This window comes from Nocardia goodfellowii, from assembly GCF_017875645.1.
Taxonomy (GTDB): domain Bacteria; phylum Actinomycetota; class Actinomycetes; order Mycobacteriales; family Mycobacteriaceae; genus Nocardia; species Nocardia goodfellowii.
Map to the genome: position 1 here is coordinate 4,343,458 of NZ_JAGGMR010000001.1, position 14,283 is coordinate 4,357,740.

At 66.6% G+C, this 14,283-nt stretch carries 11 protein-coding genes; 7 read left to right on the forward strand and 4 right to left on the reverse strand.

Features of this window, described 5'->3' with window-relative positions; translation table 11 throughout:
- The first annotated feature begins 39 nt into the window (after window positions 1-39).
- The 4 genes from BJ987_RS19920 (at window position 40) to BJ987_RS19935 (ending at window position 7,769) form a co-directional block, all read left to right on the forward strand.
- Window positions 40-4,293, forward strand: a complete 4,254-nt coding sequence (locus tag BJ987_RS19920) for a HAMP domain-containing hybrid sensor histidine kinase/response regulator (RefSeq protein ID WP_209892211.1) — start codon at window positions 40-42, stop codon at window positions 4,291-4,293.
- Window positions 4,290-6,671 carry a SpoIIE family protein phosphatase gene (locus tag BJ987_RS19925; RefSeq protein ID WP_209892213.1) on the forward strand — a complete coding sequence of 794 codons (2,382 nt, stop codon included), beginning with the start codon at window positions 4,290-4,292 and terminating at the stop codon, window positions 6,669-6,671. The genes BJ987_RS19920 and BJ987_RS19925 overlap by 4 nt, the downstream gene beginning before the upstream one ends.
- Before the next feature lie 294 nt (window positions 6,672-6,965).
- On the forward strand, window positions 6,966-7,346 hold the full coding sequence (locus tag BJ987_RS19930) for an RNHCP domain-containing protein (protein ID WP_245366050.1): 381 nt from the start codon (window positions 6,966-6,968) through the stop codon (window positions 7,344-7,346).
- Window positions 7,347-7,355: 9 nt separating this feature from the next.
- Window positions 7,356-7,769, forward strand: a complete 414-nt coding sequence (locus tag BJ987_RS19935; RefSeq protein ID WP_209892217.1) for an RNHCP domain-containing protein — start codon at window positions 7,356-7,358, stop codon at window positions 7,767-7,769.
- Window positions 7,770-7,831: 62 nt separating this feature from the next.
- On the opposite strand, the gene BJ987_RS19940 is transcribed toward BJ987_RS19935, so the two are convergent.
- The gene (locus tag BJ987_RS19940) at window positions 7,832-9,010 is read right to left on the reverse strand and encodes an MFS transporter (protein WP_209892220.1); all 1,179 of its coding nucleotides are present in this window, start codon (window positions 9,008-9,010) and stop codon (window positions 7,832-7,834) included.
- Between the two features lie 73 nt (window positions 9,011-9,083).
- Between BJ987_RS19940 and BJ987_RS19945 the strand changes: the two genes are divergently transcribed.
- Window positions 9,084-9,839 (forward strand): DeoR/GlpR family DNA-binding transcription regulator, encoded by a 756-nt coding sequence (locus BJ987_RS19945; RefSeq protein WP_209892223.1) that lies wholly within the window; start codon window positions 9,084-9,086, stop codon window positions 9,837-9,839.
- Window positions 9,840-10,038: 199 nt separating this feature from the next.
- On the opposite strand, the gene BJ987_RS19950 is transcribed toward BJ987_RS19945, so the two are convergent.
- The 3 genes from BJ987_RS19950 to BJ987_RS19960 all read right to left on the reverse strand — a co-directional run bounded on the left by BJ987_RS19950 (window position 10,039) and on the right by BJ987_RS19960 (window position 11,775).
- Complete coding sequence (locus BJ987_RS19950; RefSeq protein WP_209892226.1) at window positions 10,039-10,608, reverse strand: hypothetical protein; 570 nt, start codon at window positions 10,606-10,608, stop codon at window positions 10,039-10,041.
- Between the two features lie 98 nt (window positions 10,609-10,706).
- Window positions 10,707-11,246: a hypothetical protein gene (locus tag BJ987_RS19955; protein ID WP_209892229.1), complete on the reverse strand. Its 540-nt coding sequence runs from the start codon at window positions 11,244-11,246 to the stop codon at window positions 10,707-10,709.
- A gap of 19 nt (window positions 11,247-11,265) precedes the next feature.
- Window positions 11,266-11,775, reverse strand: coding sequence for an anthrone oxygenase family protein (locus BJ987_RS19960; RefSeq protein ID WP_209892231.1), 510 nt, complete (start codon window positions 11,773-11,775; stop codon window positions 11,266-11,268).
- 76 nt (window positions 11,776-11,851) lie between these two features.
- On the opposite strand from BJ987_RS19960, the gene BJ987_RS19965 reads away from it, so the two are divergent.
- Both BJ987_RS19965 and BJ987_RS19970 read left to right on the forward strand, forming a co-directional pair.
- On the forward strand, window positions 11,852-12,451 hold the full coding sequence (locus BJ987_RS19965; RefSeq protein ID WP_209892234.1) for a TetR/AcrR family transcriptional regulator: 600 nt from the start codon (window positions 11,852-11,854) through the stop codon (window positions 12,449-12,451).
- A 715-nt stretch (window positions 12,452-13,166) separates the two neighbouring features.
- A complete protein-coding gene (locus tag BJ987_RS19970) occupies window positions 13,167-14,273 on the forward strand; it encodes a polyprenyl synthetase family protein (RefSeq protein WP_307869687.1) in 1,107 nt (368 codons plus the stop codon).
- The last annotated feature ends 10 nt before the right edge of the window (window positions 14,274-14,283 follow it).

Sequence of the window (14,283 nt, forward strand, 5' to 3'; positions counted from 1 at the left end):
GCTGTTCGGTTCTGACCGGTCGATCAACAAGGATGGGGAATGACGGAAACGGCGGCGCCTGACCGTGTGGTGACCGAGCCGGCCGCTGTGGCCACGGATCAGGTCGAGTTGCGCCAGCTCTTGGCCGGGTTGACGGCGGTGCGCGACGGCGATTTCGGAACCCGCTTGCCCACCGACGCCGATGGTTTGCTCGGTGAGATCGCCACGGTGTTCAACGGCATGGTGGACCAGTTGTCGCTGTTCACCTCCGAAGTCACCCGCGTCGCCCGCGAAGTCGGCACCGACGGCCGGTTGGGCGGTCAAGCCGAGGTGCCCGGGGTTTCGGGGACCTGGAAGGATCTCACCGATTCGGTGAACGCGATGGCCGGCAATCTGACCGACCAGGTCCGCAATATCGCCCAGGTGACCACCGCGGTCGCGGGCGGTGATCTGAGTCAGAAGATCACCGTCGGCGCGCGCGGGGAGATCCTGGAGCTGAAGAACACCATCAACACGATGGTCGATCAGTTGTCCTCGTTCGCCGATGAGGTCACCCGGGTGTCCCGCGAGGTCGGCACCGAAGGCATCCTCGGTGGTCAGGCCGACGTCAAGGGCGTCTCCGGGACCTGGCGCGATCTCACCGATTCGGTGAACTTCATGGCGGGCAACCTGACCGCGCAGGTCCGTTCGATCGCTCAGGTCGCCACTGCGGTCGCCGGGGGCGATCTGACGCAGAAGATCCGGGTGGACGCGCGCGGGGAGATTCTCGAGCTGAAGAACACCATCAACACGATGGTCGATCAGTTGTCCTCGTTCGCCGACGAGGTGACCCGGGTGTCCCGCGAGGTCGGCACCGAAGGACGACTCGGTGGTCAAGCCGACGTCAAGGGTGTGTCCGGGACCTGGAAAGACCTCACCGAGTCGGTCAACGTGATGGCCGACAACCTCACCGCGCAGGTCCGTTCCATCGCCCAGGTCACCACCGCGGTCGCCGGGGGCGATCTGACGCAGAAGATCCGGGTGGACGCGCGCGGGGAGATTCTCGAACTCAAGGAGACCATCAACACGATGGTCGATCAGTTGTCCTCGTTCGCCGACGAGGTGACCCGCGTGGCCCGCGAGGTCGGCACCGAGGGCAACCTCGGCGGTCAGGCGACGGTGCGCGGCGCGTCGGGGACATGGAAAGACTTGACCGACAACGTCAATGTCATGGCCTCCAACCTGACCAACCAGGTTCGATCGATCGCGCAGGTCGCCACCGCGGTGGCGCGCGGTGATCTGAGTCAGAAGATCACGGTGGAAGCCAAGGGCGAGGTCGCCGCGCTGGCGGGGGTGATCAACACGATGGTCGACACGCTTTCGGCGTTCGCCGACGAGGTCACCCGGGTGGCCCGCGAGGTCGGCACCGAGGGCATGCTCGGCGGCCAGGCCCGCGTGCCCAATGTGGCGGGCACGTGGAAAGACTTGACCGACAACGTCAACTCGATGGCGAACAACCTGACCAACCAGGTCCGCAACATCGCTCAGGTCACCACCGCGGTCGCCCAGGGCGATCTGACCCGCAAGATCGACGTGGACGCGCGGGGCGAGATCTTGGAGCTGAAGACCACGATCAACACGATGGTCGACCAGCTGTCCGCGTTCGCCGCGGAGGTCACCCGCGTCGCCCGGGAGGTGGGCTCGCAGGGCCGGTTGGGCGGTCAGGCCGAGGTCGAAGGCGTGTCGGGCACCTGGAAGCGCTTGACCGAGAACGTCAATGAGCTGGCGGGCAACCTGACCCGCCAGGTCCGCGCTATCGCGGAGGTGACCAGCGCCGTCGCCGAGGGCGACCTGACCCGCTCCATCACCGTGGAGGCTTCCGGCGAGGTCGCGGAGTTGAAGGACAACATCAACTCGATGGTCGAATCGCTGCGCGAGACGACCAAGGCCAACCAGGATCAGGACTGGCTCAAGACCAACCTGGCGCGCATCTCGGGTCTGATGCAGGGCCAGCGTGACTTGAACGTGGTGGCCGAACTGATCATGGACGAGCTGGCGCCGCTCGTCTCGGCGCAGTTCGGCGCGTTCTATCTGGCCGACGATGCGGCCGAGCGGCCGGAGCTGCAGTTGATCAGCTCCTACGGCAGTCCTGAGGAGCCCGGTCGGGCGACGCGGTTCGCCTTCGGTCAATCCCTGGTCGGTCAGGCGGCGCGCAGCCGCCGCACGATCGCCGTGGACAACGTCCCCGGCGACTACGTCACCATCGCCTCCGGATTGGGCCGGGCCGCGCCGGTCAACCTCCTCGTGCTGCCGATCGTGGTGGAAGAGCAGGTGCTGGGCGTCATCGAGCTGGCGTCGATGCACCGGTTCACCCACATCCACCGTGACTTCCTGGATCAGTTGATGGAGACGGTGGGCGTCAACGTCAACACGATCGTCGCCAACGCCCGCACCGATGAACTGCTGGCCGAGTCGCAGCGCCTGACCATCGAATTGCAGGCGCGCTCCGAAGAACTGCAGATCCGGCAGGAGGAGTTGCAGCGTTCCAATGCCGAGATGGAGGAGAAGGCGGCGCTGCTGGTCATGCAGAACCGCGATATCGAGGCCAAGAACCTCGAAATCGAGCAAGCCCGGCAGGAATTGGAGACTCGCGCCCAGGAGCTGGCGCTCGCGTCGAAATACAAGTCGGAGTTCCTGGCCAATATGAGCCACGAGCTGCGCACGCCGCTCAACAGCCTGCTCATCCTCGCGCAACTGCTGGCCCAGAACCCGACCCGCAACCTCACCGCCAAGCAGGTCGAATACGCCGGCATCATCCACTCGGCGGGTTCGGATCTGTTGCAGTTGATCAACGACATCCTCGATCTGTCCAAGGTCGAGGCGGGCAAGATGGACATCACGCCCGAGCAGGTGCCGCTACGTAAGTTGCTGGACCATGTGGAGGCCACTTTCCGGCCGGTGACCACCCAGAAGAGTCTCGGCTTCCGGATCACGACAGCCCCCGGCCTGCCCGTCGACCTGCTGACCGACGATTCCCGCCTGCGGCAGGTGCTGGGCAATCTGTTGTCCAATGCCGTGAAGTTCACCGAGAGCGGATCGGTGGAGCTGCGGATGGAGCCCGCCGAGGCGCGTGAGCTGCCGACAGCCGTGCGCAGGCACGGCCCGGCCATCGCCTTCCGGGTCATCGACACCGGCATCGGTATCGCCGAGCACCAGCTCGAGTCGATCTTCGGCGCGTTCCAGCAGGCCGACGGCACGACCAGCCGCAAGTACGGCGGCACCGGTCTCGGGTTGTCGATCAGCCGGGAGATCGCCTATCTGCTCGGGGGCGCCATCACCGCGAAAAGCTCTCTCGGCCAAGGCAGTACCTTCACCCTCTACCTTCCGGTCGGCCGGCCCGACTTCCAGGAAGCGCCCTATCCGGAGCGTGACGACGCCGAGCCGGGTGCCGCCGTGGTCACTTCCGCGCCCGCGTTCGCCCCGAAACAGCAGCGCAAACTGCTGGTGGTGGAGGAGCGCCCGCGCGGCCTGCTCTCGCTGGTAGCGCAGAGCGCCGTGGCCGATCTCGCCGCGGGCAACGATCCGCGCGGCCCGGTCCAGGTCGTCACCGCGGTGGGCGTGGAAGAGGCGGCGGCGGCGATGGCCGCCGAGGCGTTCTACTGCGTGGTGCTGGAGTTGGACATGCCCGACAGCGCCGCGCTGGTGTTTCTGGACCGGATGGACGGCGACGCGGCATTGAGCAGCGTGCCGGTGCTCGTCCACAACCGCCGGCTCGACCCGGAGCAGGAGCGCGCGCTGCACGAGCGCGGCGCGCGCCAGCCGTTGGAGTTGTTGTCCAGCCTGGATGAGCTGCGGGAGCGGATAGCGCTGCACATCTCCGCGGAAGCGCCGGGGGACGTGCTGCCGCTGGTGCGACGCGAGGAGGCGCCGGCCACCGCGCCGCCGGGGCCGCGCGGCGTGCTCGCCGGCCGGACCGTTCTCATCGTCGACGACGACGCGCGAAACCTGTTCGCGCTCAGCAGCATCCTCGAACTACACGGCATCCACGCGCTGCACGCCGAGAACGGGCGGGAGGGCATCGATATGCTGCTCGCCCATCCCGAGACGGATCTGATCCTGATGGACGTGATGATGCCGGAAATGGACGGCTACACCGCGACCTCGACTATCCGCGAGATGCCGCAGTACGAAAGCCTGCCGATCATCGCCGTCACAGCCAAGGCCATGCTCGGTGATCGGGACAAGAGCCTGGCCTCGGGCGCCAACGACTATGTCACCAAACCGGTCGACGCGGACGCCCTACTCACCTGCATCGAGCGCTGGCTGGGCAGATGATCGAGCCGAACAGCGACGACGCCGCGCTCGAGCCGGCGAGCGGACCGTCGGCACCGCCCGCGGTCACTCGCCTCGCGGCGACGGTGGAGCGCCTACGCAACCAGGTCCAGCAGGCGCAGGCCACCGCGGACGGTCGGGCGCTGCTCGAGATGGCCAAAGGCGTACTGGTCGAACGACTGCGGTGCGGGCCCGCGGAGGCGGCGGCTCAACTCGACACGCTGTCCGCCCAATCCGGTGTCACCGCACTGGAATTGGCCGCGGAGCTGGTCAACCAGGCGGCGCAGGACAAGATCGGTGCGGCGGTGGGGGAGTTCCTGCTCGGCACCGCCACGCCGGCCGAGTCGGCCACGGCGGTGCGGCTGCGCACCGCCGAGAGCGGGTTGCTGGCGGCCGGGGATACCCAGCGCGTGGCGGAAGCGCTGCTCGAGCATGCCGCGGCGCCCTTGGGCGCCACGGCCGTGGCGATCTGGTCGGCGGGTACCGATTCGTCGTTGACCCTGGTGGGTTTCGCCGGAATCGCCGCACCGGAAGCCGAGCGGTGGCGGTATGTGCCGCCGGGGGTCGCGACCCCGGCGCGGCAGGTGCTGATGCGGCGCGAGGCGCTGTGGATCGAGGATATGAGCGGGTCCGGGCTGCCGTCGATCGGCGACCGGCATGGTGGCCGCGCCGCGCTGCCGGTGGCGGCCGGCGGCAAGCTGCTCGGCGTCCTCGAGATCAGCTGGCCGCGCCCGATCGCGCCGCAGCCGCCGCAGATCCACCGGCAACTGGAAGCGCTGGCCGAATTGTGCGCGCACACTTTGGAATCCGACCTGACCGCCGTGCGCGCCGCGGAGCGGCACGCTGCCGCCGAGCTCGTCCGGCTGGCCGACGGCTTGTTCGACCCCGCACTGGTGCTGACTCCGCATCTCGATGACGACGGCACCCTCACCGACTTCCGCATTCACCACGTCAATACCTGCTTCGTCGACCTGGCGGGACGTCCCAGTGGGCTGGTGCACGGTTCCCTGCTGCTCGAGATGTATCCGATGGCCGCCACCGAGGGCCAGTTGTTCGAGCTGACCGAGCATGTCTTCGCCACCGGCGAGACCTACCGCGCCGACCGGGTCGCGCTGACCGAACTGGTCGACCAGATTCCGCTGACCGTCGCGGCCGCGCTCAGTATCAGCCGCCACGGCGACGCCGTCCTCATGGTGTGGCGGATCGAGGACGAGACGGCGCGGTTGGCGTCGCTGTTGCAGCATGCCCAGCGCCTGGGCCGGGTCGGCGGGTTCGAGGAGAACGCGGCTACCAGCGAAATAACTTGGAGTGAACAGCTTTTCGGGCTCTACGGCCTGCCGCCGTCCGGCGAACCGATCCCGCTGTCCGAGCTGCCGGCGCACGTGCACGCAGCGGACGCCGACACCGCGCGGCGATTCCTGCGGACCTTGCTGCGCTATCGCCGACCGGCGTCCACGGCGTGCCGCCTGATCCGGTCGGACGGTGTGACCCGTCATATCCGGATCATCGCCGAACCGGTGCTGGACGCGGCGGGACACCTGCTGGCGATTCGCGGTGCCTACCAAGATGTCTCGTCGCAGCACTGGACCGAGATCGCGCTGTCGGCCACCCGTGACCGGCTGACGCACACGGAGGTACACGCCGCCGAGCAGAGTCGCCTGGCGCGGCAGCTTCAGCAGGCGATCATGCCGGACGCGCAACCGGCCACCGACGCCTTCGGTTTGCGGATCGCGGTGCGCTACCGGCCGACCGAGCAGGACCATCTCGTCGGCGGCGACTGGTACGACACGCTCGTTTTGCCCTCCAAAGAGATCCTGGTGTCGGTCGGCGACATCACCGGCCACGGCATCGCGGCCGCGACCGGAATGGTCGTGCTGCGCAACGCTCTTCGCGGTCTCGCCGCCACCGGCGCCGGACCGGGCCAGATGATGTCCTGGTTGAACCAGGTGGCCCACCATCTGACCGACAGCATCTTCGCCACCGCGATCTGCGGCCTGTACGACCCGCACACCCGGATTCTGCGCTGGGCCAGGGCGGGGCATCTGCCGCCGGTGCTGATCCGTGCCGGCCGGGCCACGCCGCTTCCCGAGCTCAAGGGCGTGATCCTCGGCGCATTGTCGGAGACCACGTATGAGGAGGGTGAGCTGCGACTCGAAACCGACGACACGTTGCTGCTCTACACCGACGGTCTGATCGAACGTCGCGACCGCGAGCTCGATGACTGCATACAGCGACTGCTCACGCTATCGGCCGAATTCACCGGAACCCTGGACGAGCGTCTGGACCAATTGCTCGACGGCAGTGACGCCGATACCGACGACGACACCTGCGTGGTCGGTATCGAAGTCGGCTCCGGCCAAGGGTTTTCGTCACCGCGCTGATGTTCCGCCGATAGCCGCTGACTGTCCCCGGGACCTGCCGAGAGCACCGCGAATAATTCGGTGGCGGAGAGCGGCCGGCCGTTGCTACGGTGCCCGGGTGCGGACGACGCGCATCCGATTCGACTGGCGGAAGGACTGATTTATGCCCCGGCCCGCGCCGAGAGCGCCTCAGAGTGCGTACTCGGCTTGCCTTTCCGCCAGCCGCACGCACTGACCGGCTTTCCGCGTCGTCGAGGCGCGCTCGGCCTACTCCTGCCGTTTGCATATCAGCTTTCTGCCAAGGAGTGATCCGGGTTGCCCCATCAAATTTCCGCCCAGAACGAACCCAGTCCGGCCGTAAAGACCGGCACCTTCACCTGTATCCGCTGCGGGCTCACCGTTTCCGTGCTCGCGCCCGGCAACAGCCGGCGCAATCACTGTCCGAGCTGCCTGCACTCGTGTCACACCGTCGACCATGTCGAGGGTGGCGTATCCGAGTGCCACGGACGCATGGCTCCGCTGTCGATCGCGGTGCGCCGCGGCGGTGACTGGGCCATCGTGCATCGGTGTGCGCGCTGCTACGAGCTGGCATTGCATGCGGTCAGCGAGGATGACAATCAGCTGATCCTCATGCGCCTGGCAGTGCGCCCGCTCGCGGAGCCGCCGTTCCCGCTCGAAGTCTTCGGCGACCTCTAGGCGGTCGCGATGCCTCGAAGGAACAAGACGGTCTCCGCTCGACCGCAACGCGGCAAAACCGTATTGCACGGTCTCGGTGGGGAATCCGGTGCGAGCTTCCGGTGTATCGGCTGTCGTCTGGATGTGCCGATCGCCGTACCGGGTACTTCGCACCGAAATCACTGTCCACACTGTTTGACCAGCCGCCATGTCGATGGCCGCATCCCCGGCGACCGCGCGAACAGCTGCCGCGGCCGTATGCTCGCGGTCAGTTCGACCGTGCGCGACAACGGGGAATGGGCACTGGTCCACCAGTGCCTGGAGTGCGGGACATTGAAACTGAATCGCATTGCCGCGGACGACAATGCGCTGGCGCTGCTGCGAATCGCACTGCGTCCCTTGGCGGATCCACGTATCGGCCGCCGGGCGCTGTTCGCACTGTGACCGCCGGTCCCCACCACCGTGTGTGGTGGGGACCGGAATTCGCGGGCGAATGCCGCCGGTGTCTACGCCGTGCCCTTTTCCCGTAAAACACCTGCCGCGCACGCGGTGACAGCACACAGGGCCACCGGCAGCAGGAACGTGATATTCAGTGGCATGAAGTGCGTCATCGGACCGATCACTGCGGGACCGGCCAGCACTCCGAGATAGCCGATCCCCGCGACCCGCGCGACGTTGCTCCCGGCGGCGGTCTGATCGGCATGCCCTGCGGCGCTGAACAATTGGGGCACGCACCCCGACAGCCCGATTCCGGCGATCGTCCAGCCGATCAGCGCCACCGGGATCCACGGCGACATCGCCGCGATCGCCAGCCCGATGGCCGCTATCGCGGCGCCGTAGCGCAGGATCGCGATCGCGCCGAATCGGGCGGACATGCCATCCGCGAGGAATCGTCCGACGGTCATCGCCGTCGCGAACGCACCATAGGCGAAGGCGGCGGTGGCCGCGGAGGCACCGAGGATGTCGCGTAAATGCAGCGCACTCCAATCGTTGGCCACCCCTTCACACAGCATGAGCATCAGTGCGAGCGCCGCCATGATCCAGATGCGGCGCGGTGTTCGCGTCGGCTCGGCGGCCGTGTCGGTGCCGGGCGACGGCGCACGCTCCGGCCGCAGCAACAAGGTGCGGCACGCCACGGACACGGCTATCCCGGCAGCTGCCGCGGACCCCAGCGTGAGCGCCGCATTCCAGCCCAGGCTGAGCGTCGCCGCGCCGACCAGAGCGGCCAGGACGCCGCCGATGGAAAAGGTCGCATGGAACGCTGACATGACCGGACGCCCGTAGCCCCGTTCCACCTGCACGGCGTGCACGTTCATGCTGACGTCCATGGCGCCGTTGCCGCAGCCGACCAGCAGTAGCGCCGCACCCAAAGTCCAAGCGTCGGTGGCGATTCCGGGTAGAACCAAAGCAACGCTGAACAACGCCGCGCTGACCGGGACCACCGTTCGCGCCCCGAAGCGATCGGTCAGCGGACCGACGACCTGCATTCCCGCGAAGGCGCCCGCGCCGAGCAACAGCAGTAGCCACCCGAGTACTGCGTGGCTGACCTCCGTACGGTGCGCGATCGCTGGAATGTGCACGATCCACATACCCAACAGGAAACCGTTGAGTCCGAAGTAGACGAAGGTGGCCAGACGTCCCGCCCGCAGGGTGTCAAGAGGTTTGCGATACGTGGTTTGGTGCATGTTACGAACATAACTAACACTGTCGATGTTAGAAAGCCTATGAATAGAACAGAGAATCTGTTAGTTTTGCGGCATGGCGGGTTCTGACAGATTGCGGCAGATCACCGAAGCCGTCCGCGAAGCGGGCCGGCTGGGCATCGCGGAACTGGCGGAAATCACCGGCGCTTCGGAAATGACCGTCCGGCGCGACCTCGAGGCGCTGGCCGAACAGGGTGTCCTCGAACGCTATCGCGGGGGAGCCCGCAGCCTCCTGCTGCGCGGCGAGGAACCACCCTTCGGCCTGCGGCTGCGCGAAGGCGTGGAGGCCAAACGCCGGATCGCCGCCGAAGTCGCCGCATTCATCTCCGACGGCGAGTCCGTCGTCCTCGACAGCGGCACCACCTGCCTGGAAGTAGCCCGCGCCCTCACCCACCGCCGGCTCACCGTCATGCCACTCTCGCTACACGCCGTCAACGCCCTCACCGGCGCCCCCCACCTGACACTGCTGGTCCCCGGCGGTCAACCGCGCCCCGTCGAACTGGCCCTGACCGGCCCCCTAACCGAATCCTCCCTAGCCGCACTACGTTTCGACACCGCGGTGCTCGGCTGCTGCGGTCTCTCCGAAACCGGTCTCACCGCCTACGACTTAGGCGACGCCGCGATCAAACGCGCAGCCATAGCTTCATCCCGCCGCGTCATCGCCGCCGCCGAGGGCGCGAAGCTCACCCGAACCGCCTTGGCCTTTGTCGCCCCCGCCGCCGCCCTGCACGCTGTCATCACGGATGAGACCGCGCCGGAGGATGCGAGGCAAGCGCTCGCCGCGGCGGGCGTGAGTGTACGAACGGTCTGACTCGCGAGGCGAGGAGGAGCGTCGCCTCGCAGAGGAGACGGCACATCCCTGTTTATGAATATGCGCATCTATTGATTCAGACGGGCTAGCTGCCTTTGACAAACGAACCGGTGGGATCTTGGCCCGGTTCCGAATAGCTGATGAGAGGCCGAGGCTCCGGCAGGAGATTGAAACGGCACTATCCTCCGCGAAACCAGTGTCAGGGGCGTTCGGTCCAGCTGCCCACGAAGTGCCCCACCTCATAGGGCTCCGGCATCAGAAGCAAATCCGCCTGCAATCGTGCTCCCTCGGCGGCTCCCGCCAGCACCTGCCATGCCGCCCGGCCGGTGGCATCACCCCGTAGCGCCGTGCCTCCCACCAGCACCAGCATTGCGACCCGCTCGGCCCGAGTGGCCAAATCCCGGCCCAGGGTCGCGCATTCCTGCGGGGTGGCATCGAAGCAGACAGCCTGATACTCGACATCGGCCGTCAGCATTCCAGGAGGGCGGCCGAAATGTAGAAGCCATTCGCCGACCGAGAGCGACAGTGGCAGGGGCTCCGGATCGGTGTGGGTTTGCCCCCATCCGGACTGCCAGTCGATGCCGTGCACCCGAAGGCTTGGATAGGCGGCGGCGGGGTCGAAGGTCCGCGTCGTCTCGTCCCCGCCGACGAGCACCAGCAGTTGCGCTGCCTTCTCGTCGACGGGACGAGCGCCGAAACCCGTGCGGCAGGCGTACCCGTTCTCGTTCACGCCCAGCTGTGGAAGTTGTAGTCGCTGAATCGATTCCACGCACGCATCGCGAAGTCGATCCCATCGTGAACAGTCGTCACCCGCGACTTCGGGTATCAATCCTGGCGGATGCGGACATACGGCAGCGGAGATCAGCGTCACGTATTCTCCGGCTTCCCGCCAGTGTCGAAACCTGGTGCCGGATTGTTGGTGAATCCACCGATCTGCTCGCAGTGCCCATCTGTAGTCGTGGCCCACACCTCTGTATCGGCGGGGCGCCAGATGGCCAGCGTGTCGGGATAGTGTGTCAGTTCGGCCAGCATGGAGTCCGGTCCGCGAAACATCAGCACAACCTTGATTGCGGCCGGAAACTCGTAGGTCATCCCTTCGGGCTCCACGATGATCGAGTATCGATGGCTGTCAGGTGACGCTGTGACCGCCAGTTGGAACTCCATCGGCCAATCATGCCGGACGGACCAATTTTTCGGCCGGTTGTCGTCGAGCCGGTGGTCCAGGCAGGCTCTTAAGAACATCAGTGAATCGGCCACCGCGGGATCGCTCAGGTTCTCGATCACTACACGCCGCAACGGTGTGCGGTGGTCTTCGACTACTTCGCCTTTGTCGCGCCCGCCTTCCGGGCGTAATCGAGGAGCCCGGCGCTGAGAACGCAGGCACGGCTCGATTGCATAGGGGTTCAAGGGTTTTGGTGTGGGCGAGTTACCGCGCCGCCGCAACCGGTATCTGCGGCGGGGCGTCATCCGAGTCGCGGGCCGCGGCGCGTAAGGCGAGCAGGATTATCAGGGCGAAGGCGAGGAGTGCTGTGCCGGTGCGTAGGTAGTGGAAGTTGTCCCATCGGGTGAGGATTTCGGCGTAGTCGGTGGGTGCGCCTGCGGTGACCCATCTGTTGATTTGGTGGTTGATCGGGACGTTTCCGAAGCGGGTGATCACGAAAGTTGCCGCGACCAAGGCGCCGGACAGGGTGGCGAGTAGGCGAGGGCGTCCCGTGGTTACGGCGGCGAGGGCTGCGCAGGCCAGTGCGGCGAGGGCCATGGTGAGTTGCATGCTGATGCTGTTGTTCCGCATCAGTTCGGTGTGGAACTCGAGCCGCATCTGTAATGGGACGCGACGGAAGGTGGGGGCGAGGTTGGCTGCGCCGTAACCGAAGGCGCCGGCGAGTAGGCCGGTGGTGAGCAGGGCGAGGGCATGGGTGAGTCGGACGCGATTCATGGGGACTCCAGCGATAGAATTCTTACAGTGCTGTAAAGGCTAGGGCCGTCGCGTAATTTTGACAAGGATGTAAGAGTTGACCGGAGACCGGGAACCGAAGCGGCGAGCCGACGCCGAGCGCAGCAGGGCACTCATTCTGGAGGCGGCCGCTCGGTTGCTCTCCGAGCAACCTGGGGCGGGGATGGCCACGATCGCGGAAGCAGCCGGGCTGACGCGCCAGACGGTGTACGCCCATTTCGCGTCCCGCGACGAATTGCTCACCGCCACTGTCGATCACATCACCGCCCAGGCCAAAGCGGCGTTCGACGCCGCCGACCTCGATGTCGGGCCGGCCACCGACGCCCTGTTGCGGCTGCTCGATATCGGCTGGCGGTTCTTCCGGAAATCGCCGATTCTGCACCACGTCGGAGCCTTCGCGGGGCCGGGTGTCCGCAGCCGCGCCGTTCCACTGAACGCTCGCTTGCTGGCCCTGATCCGGCGTGGCCAGGAAGGGGGCGAATTCGACGCCACTGCTTCCCCGCAATGGCTGGTCGCCGCCATCATCGCGCTCGGAAATACGGCCGGTGACGAGGTGCGCGCCAACCGTATGACCGTCGCTGAAGCCCAGAAGGTATTGCGTCATAGCGCGTTACGGCTGCTGTGTAGCCGACCGGAACCCGGTTTCGAACGGCACTGACGGCCGGTGCCTCTTCATGCCGTCGCAAATGGCTGAAGTCCGTGGCGAATCCGATGCGACCGGTGCGGGACGGCGTCGTCACTTCCACGGACGGCGACCGAAAGTGATGCCTAAGTGATGCAATCGGCAAACCGTTGCATGGGGGAGACGTAGGACGCTGCGGTTGCGCGGACGGCGTTCATTCGGGGCGATGCCCTATGGCTCAATTGTCGGACGGTCCGGCGCGGCGTCCTGCTAGAAGTCCACGGCGCTGAACTCAGCCGCCCGTGCCGGTGGAGCGCCTACATACCTCGGCGGGCCTGGCTCAGAACCGATGGCTTCGGCGATCCCGCCGTCCCACTTGCACAGCCTGTCCGACGCGGTTGATCGGCCGAGTCGCCCTTAGGTGCATCGTTTTTGCATCGTTTGCGTTAGGATAATTTCCGAGGAACTGGGACGTACACGGCCGTGGCTCCCGCTCGCGGTCGGCAGCAGCCACTACGATTCGCAGCGAGTCGCGGGTGCAGGTCTGCGTTGACGCAGTCGCGCACTTCGGTGGGATCGCGTTGTGTCAGGTGCCGGACGTAGCAGCAACGACCAGCGAAGGAAACGCGGCATTGGGTCGATATCTGGTGGCAGCCACTCCGATACCCGGACATGTGTCCCCGCTGCCGGCTGAACTCGGTGCGGACCGATCCATGGCCATCGATCCGTCCTCGGGAAGGGGATAATTCCTGTGAGCACTGTCGCCTTCGATTCAGCGCGGGTGCCTTTCGGCTCGCCGGCGCCGGGCTTGGACGCGGGTTTCGAGCACTGGCATCGTGCGACCCGTTCGCGAGTGCGCGACGAGCTGACGGAATTCCTGCGGCGGGTGCGGGTGGACGAACTGCGCGCCGCCGGCGTGGACGAGGTGCTCGCCCAGTACGCCGTCGGTGGCAAATGCCTGCGTTCGACCTTCATGTATCTGGGCTGGCTGTGCGTCCGGGACCCTGATCCCGTCGCTTTGCGCGCCGCGGCCAGTCTGGAGTTGCTGCACGCTTTCGCGCTGTTGCAGGACGACGTGATGGACGACGCGGTGCTGCGCCGCGGTGCCGACGCGGCCCACGTTCGACTATCGGCGTGGCATCAGGGTCGTCCGGAGGCCGCGGCGGGATTCGGGGCGTCGGCGGCGACCCTGGTCGGTGACATGTGCCTGGTGTGGGCCGAACAGATGCTCCGGGAGAGCGGAGTCGGTGACCACGCGTTGTCGCGGCTGTGGCCGCGATACGACGCCATGCGGATCGAATTGGCGGTCGGGCAGTTCGCGGACCTGGCCAACGACGCCCGCGAAAGTCCGGCGTTGACCACGGTTCTCGATATCGCCCGCGCGAAATCGGGCAACTACACCGTCCGGCGGCCGCTGGAACTCGGTGCGGCCCTGGCCGGTGGAACCGAGCCGATCCTGGGCACCCTCGGCCACTACGGAACGCTCATCGGCGAGGCTTTTCAACTGCGTGATGATCTGCTCGGCATCTTCGGAGCCGCCGGTCGCACCGGCAAGACCGAGGACAGCGATCTGGGGCAGCGCAAGGCCACCAGTGTGGTGGTCGCCGCCCTCGAGATGGCGGAAAGCGCTGTGCGAGAAGAACTATCGAGTCTATTGGCGCGACCCGACCTCGACGTGGACGCGATCGCCCGCTGCCGGGCGCTGATCGAGATCTCCGGTGCCCCAGGGCATATCGAGGCGATGATCGCCGACCGGGTCGCCGACGCCCGGCTCGCCTTGCGCGACAGCGTGCTGGACGACGGTCCGCGGCTGGCACTGGAGCACATGGCGTCGCTGTGCACCGCACGGAATGTGTGAGGAGAGGACG

What these genes read in the sequence shown, in the direction of transcription:
- BJ987_RS19920 (WP_209892211.1), top strand. Translation starts at nt 40, where the DNA reads ATGACGGAAACGGCGGCGCCTGACCGTGTGGTGACCGAGCCGGCCGCT.
- BJ987_RS19925 (WP_209892213.1), top strand. Translation starts at nt 4,290, where the DNA reads ATGATCGAGCCGAACAGCGACGACGCCGCGCTCGAGCCGGCGAGCGGA.
- BJ987_RS19935 (WP_209892217.1), top strand. Translation starts at nt 7,356, where the DNA reads ATGCCTCGAAGGAACAAGACGGTCTCCGCTCGACCGCAACGCGGCAAA.
- BJ987_RS19940 (WP_209892220.1), bottom strand. Translation starts at nt 9,010, where the DNA reads ATGCACCAAACCACGTATCGCAAACCTCTTGACACCCTGCGGGCGGGA.
- BJ987_RS19945 (WP_209892223.1), top strand. Translation starts at nt 9,084, where the DNA reads ATGGCGGGTTCTGACAGATTGCGGCAGATCACCGAAGCCGTCCGCGAA.
- BJ987_RS19960 (WP_209892231.1), bottom strand. Translation starts at nt 11,775, where the DNA reads ATGAATCGCGTCCGACTCACCCATGCCCTCGCCCTGCTCACCACCGGC.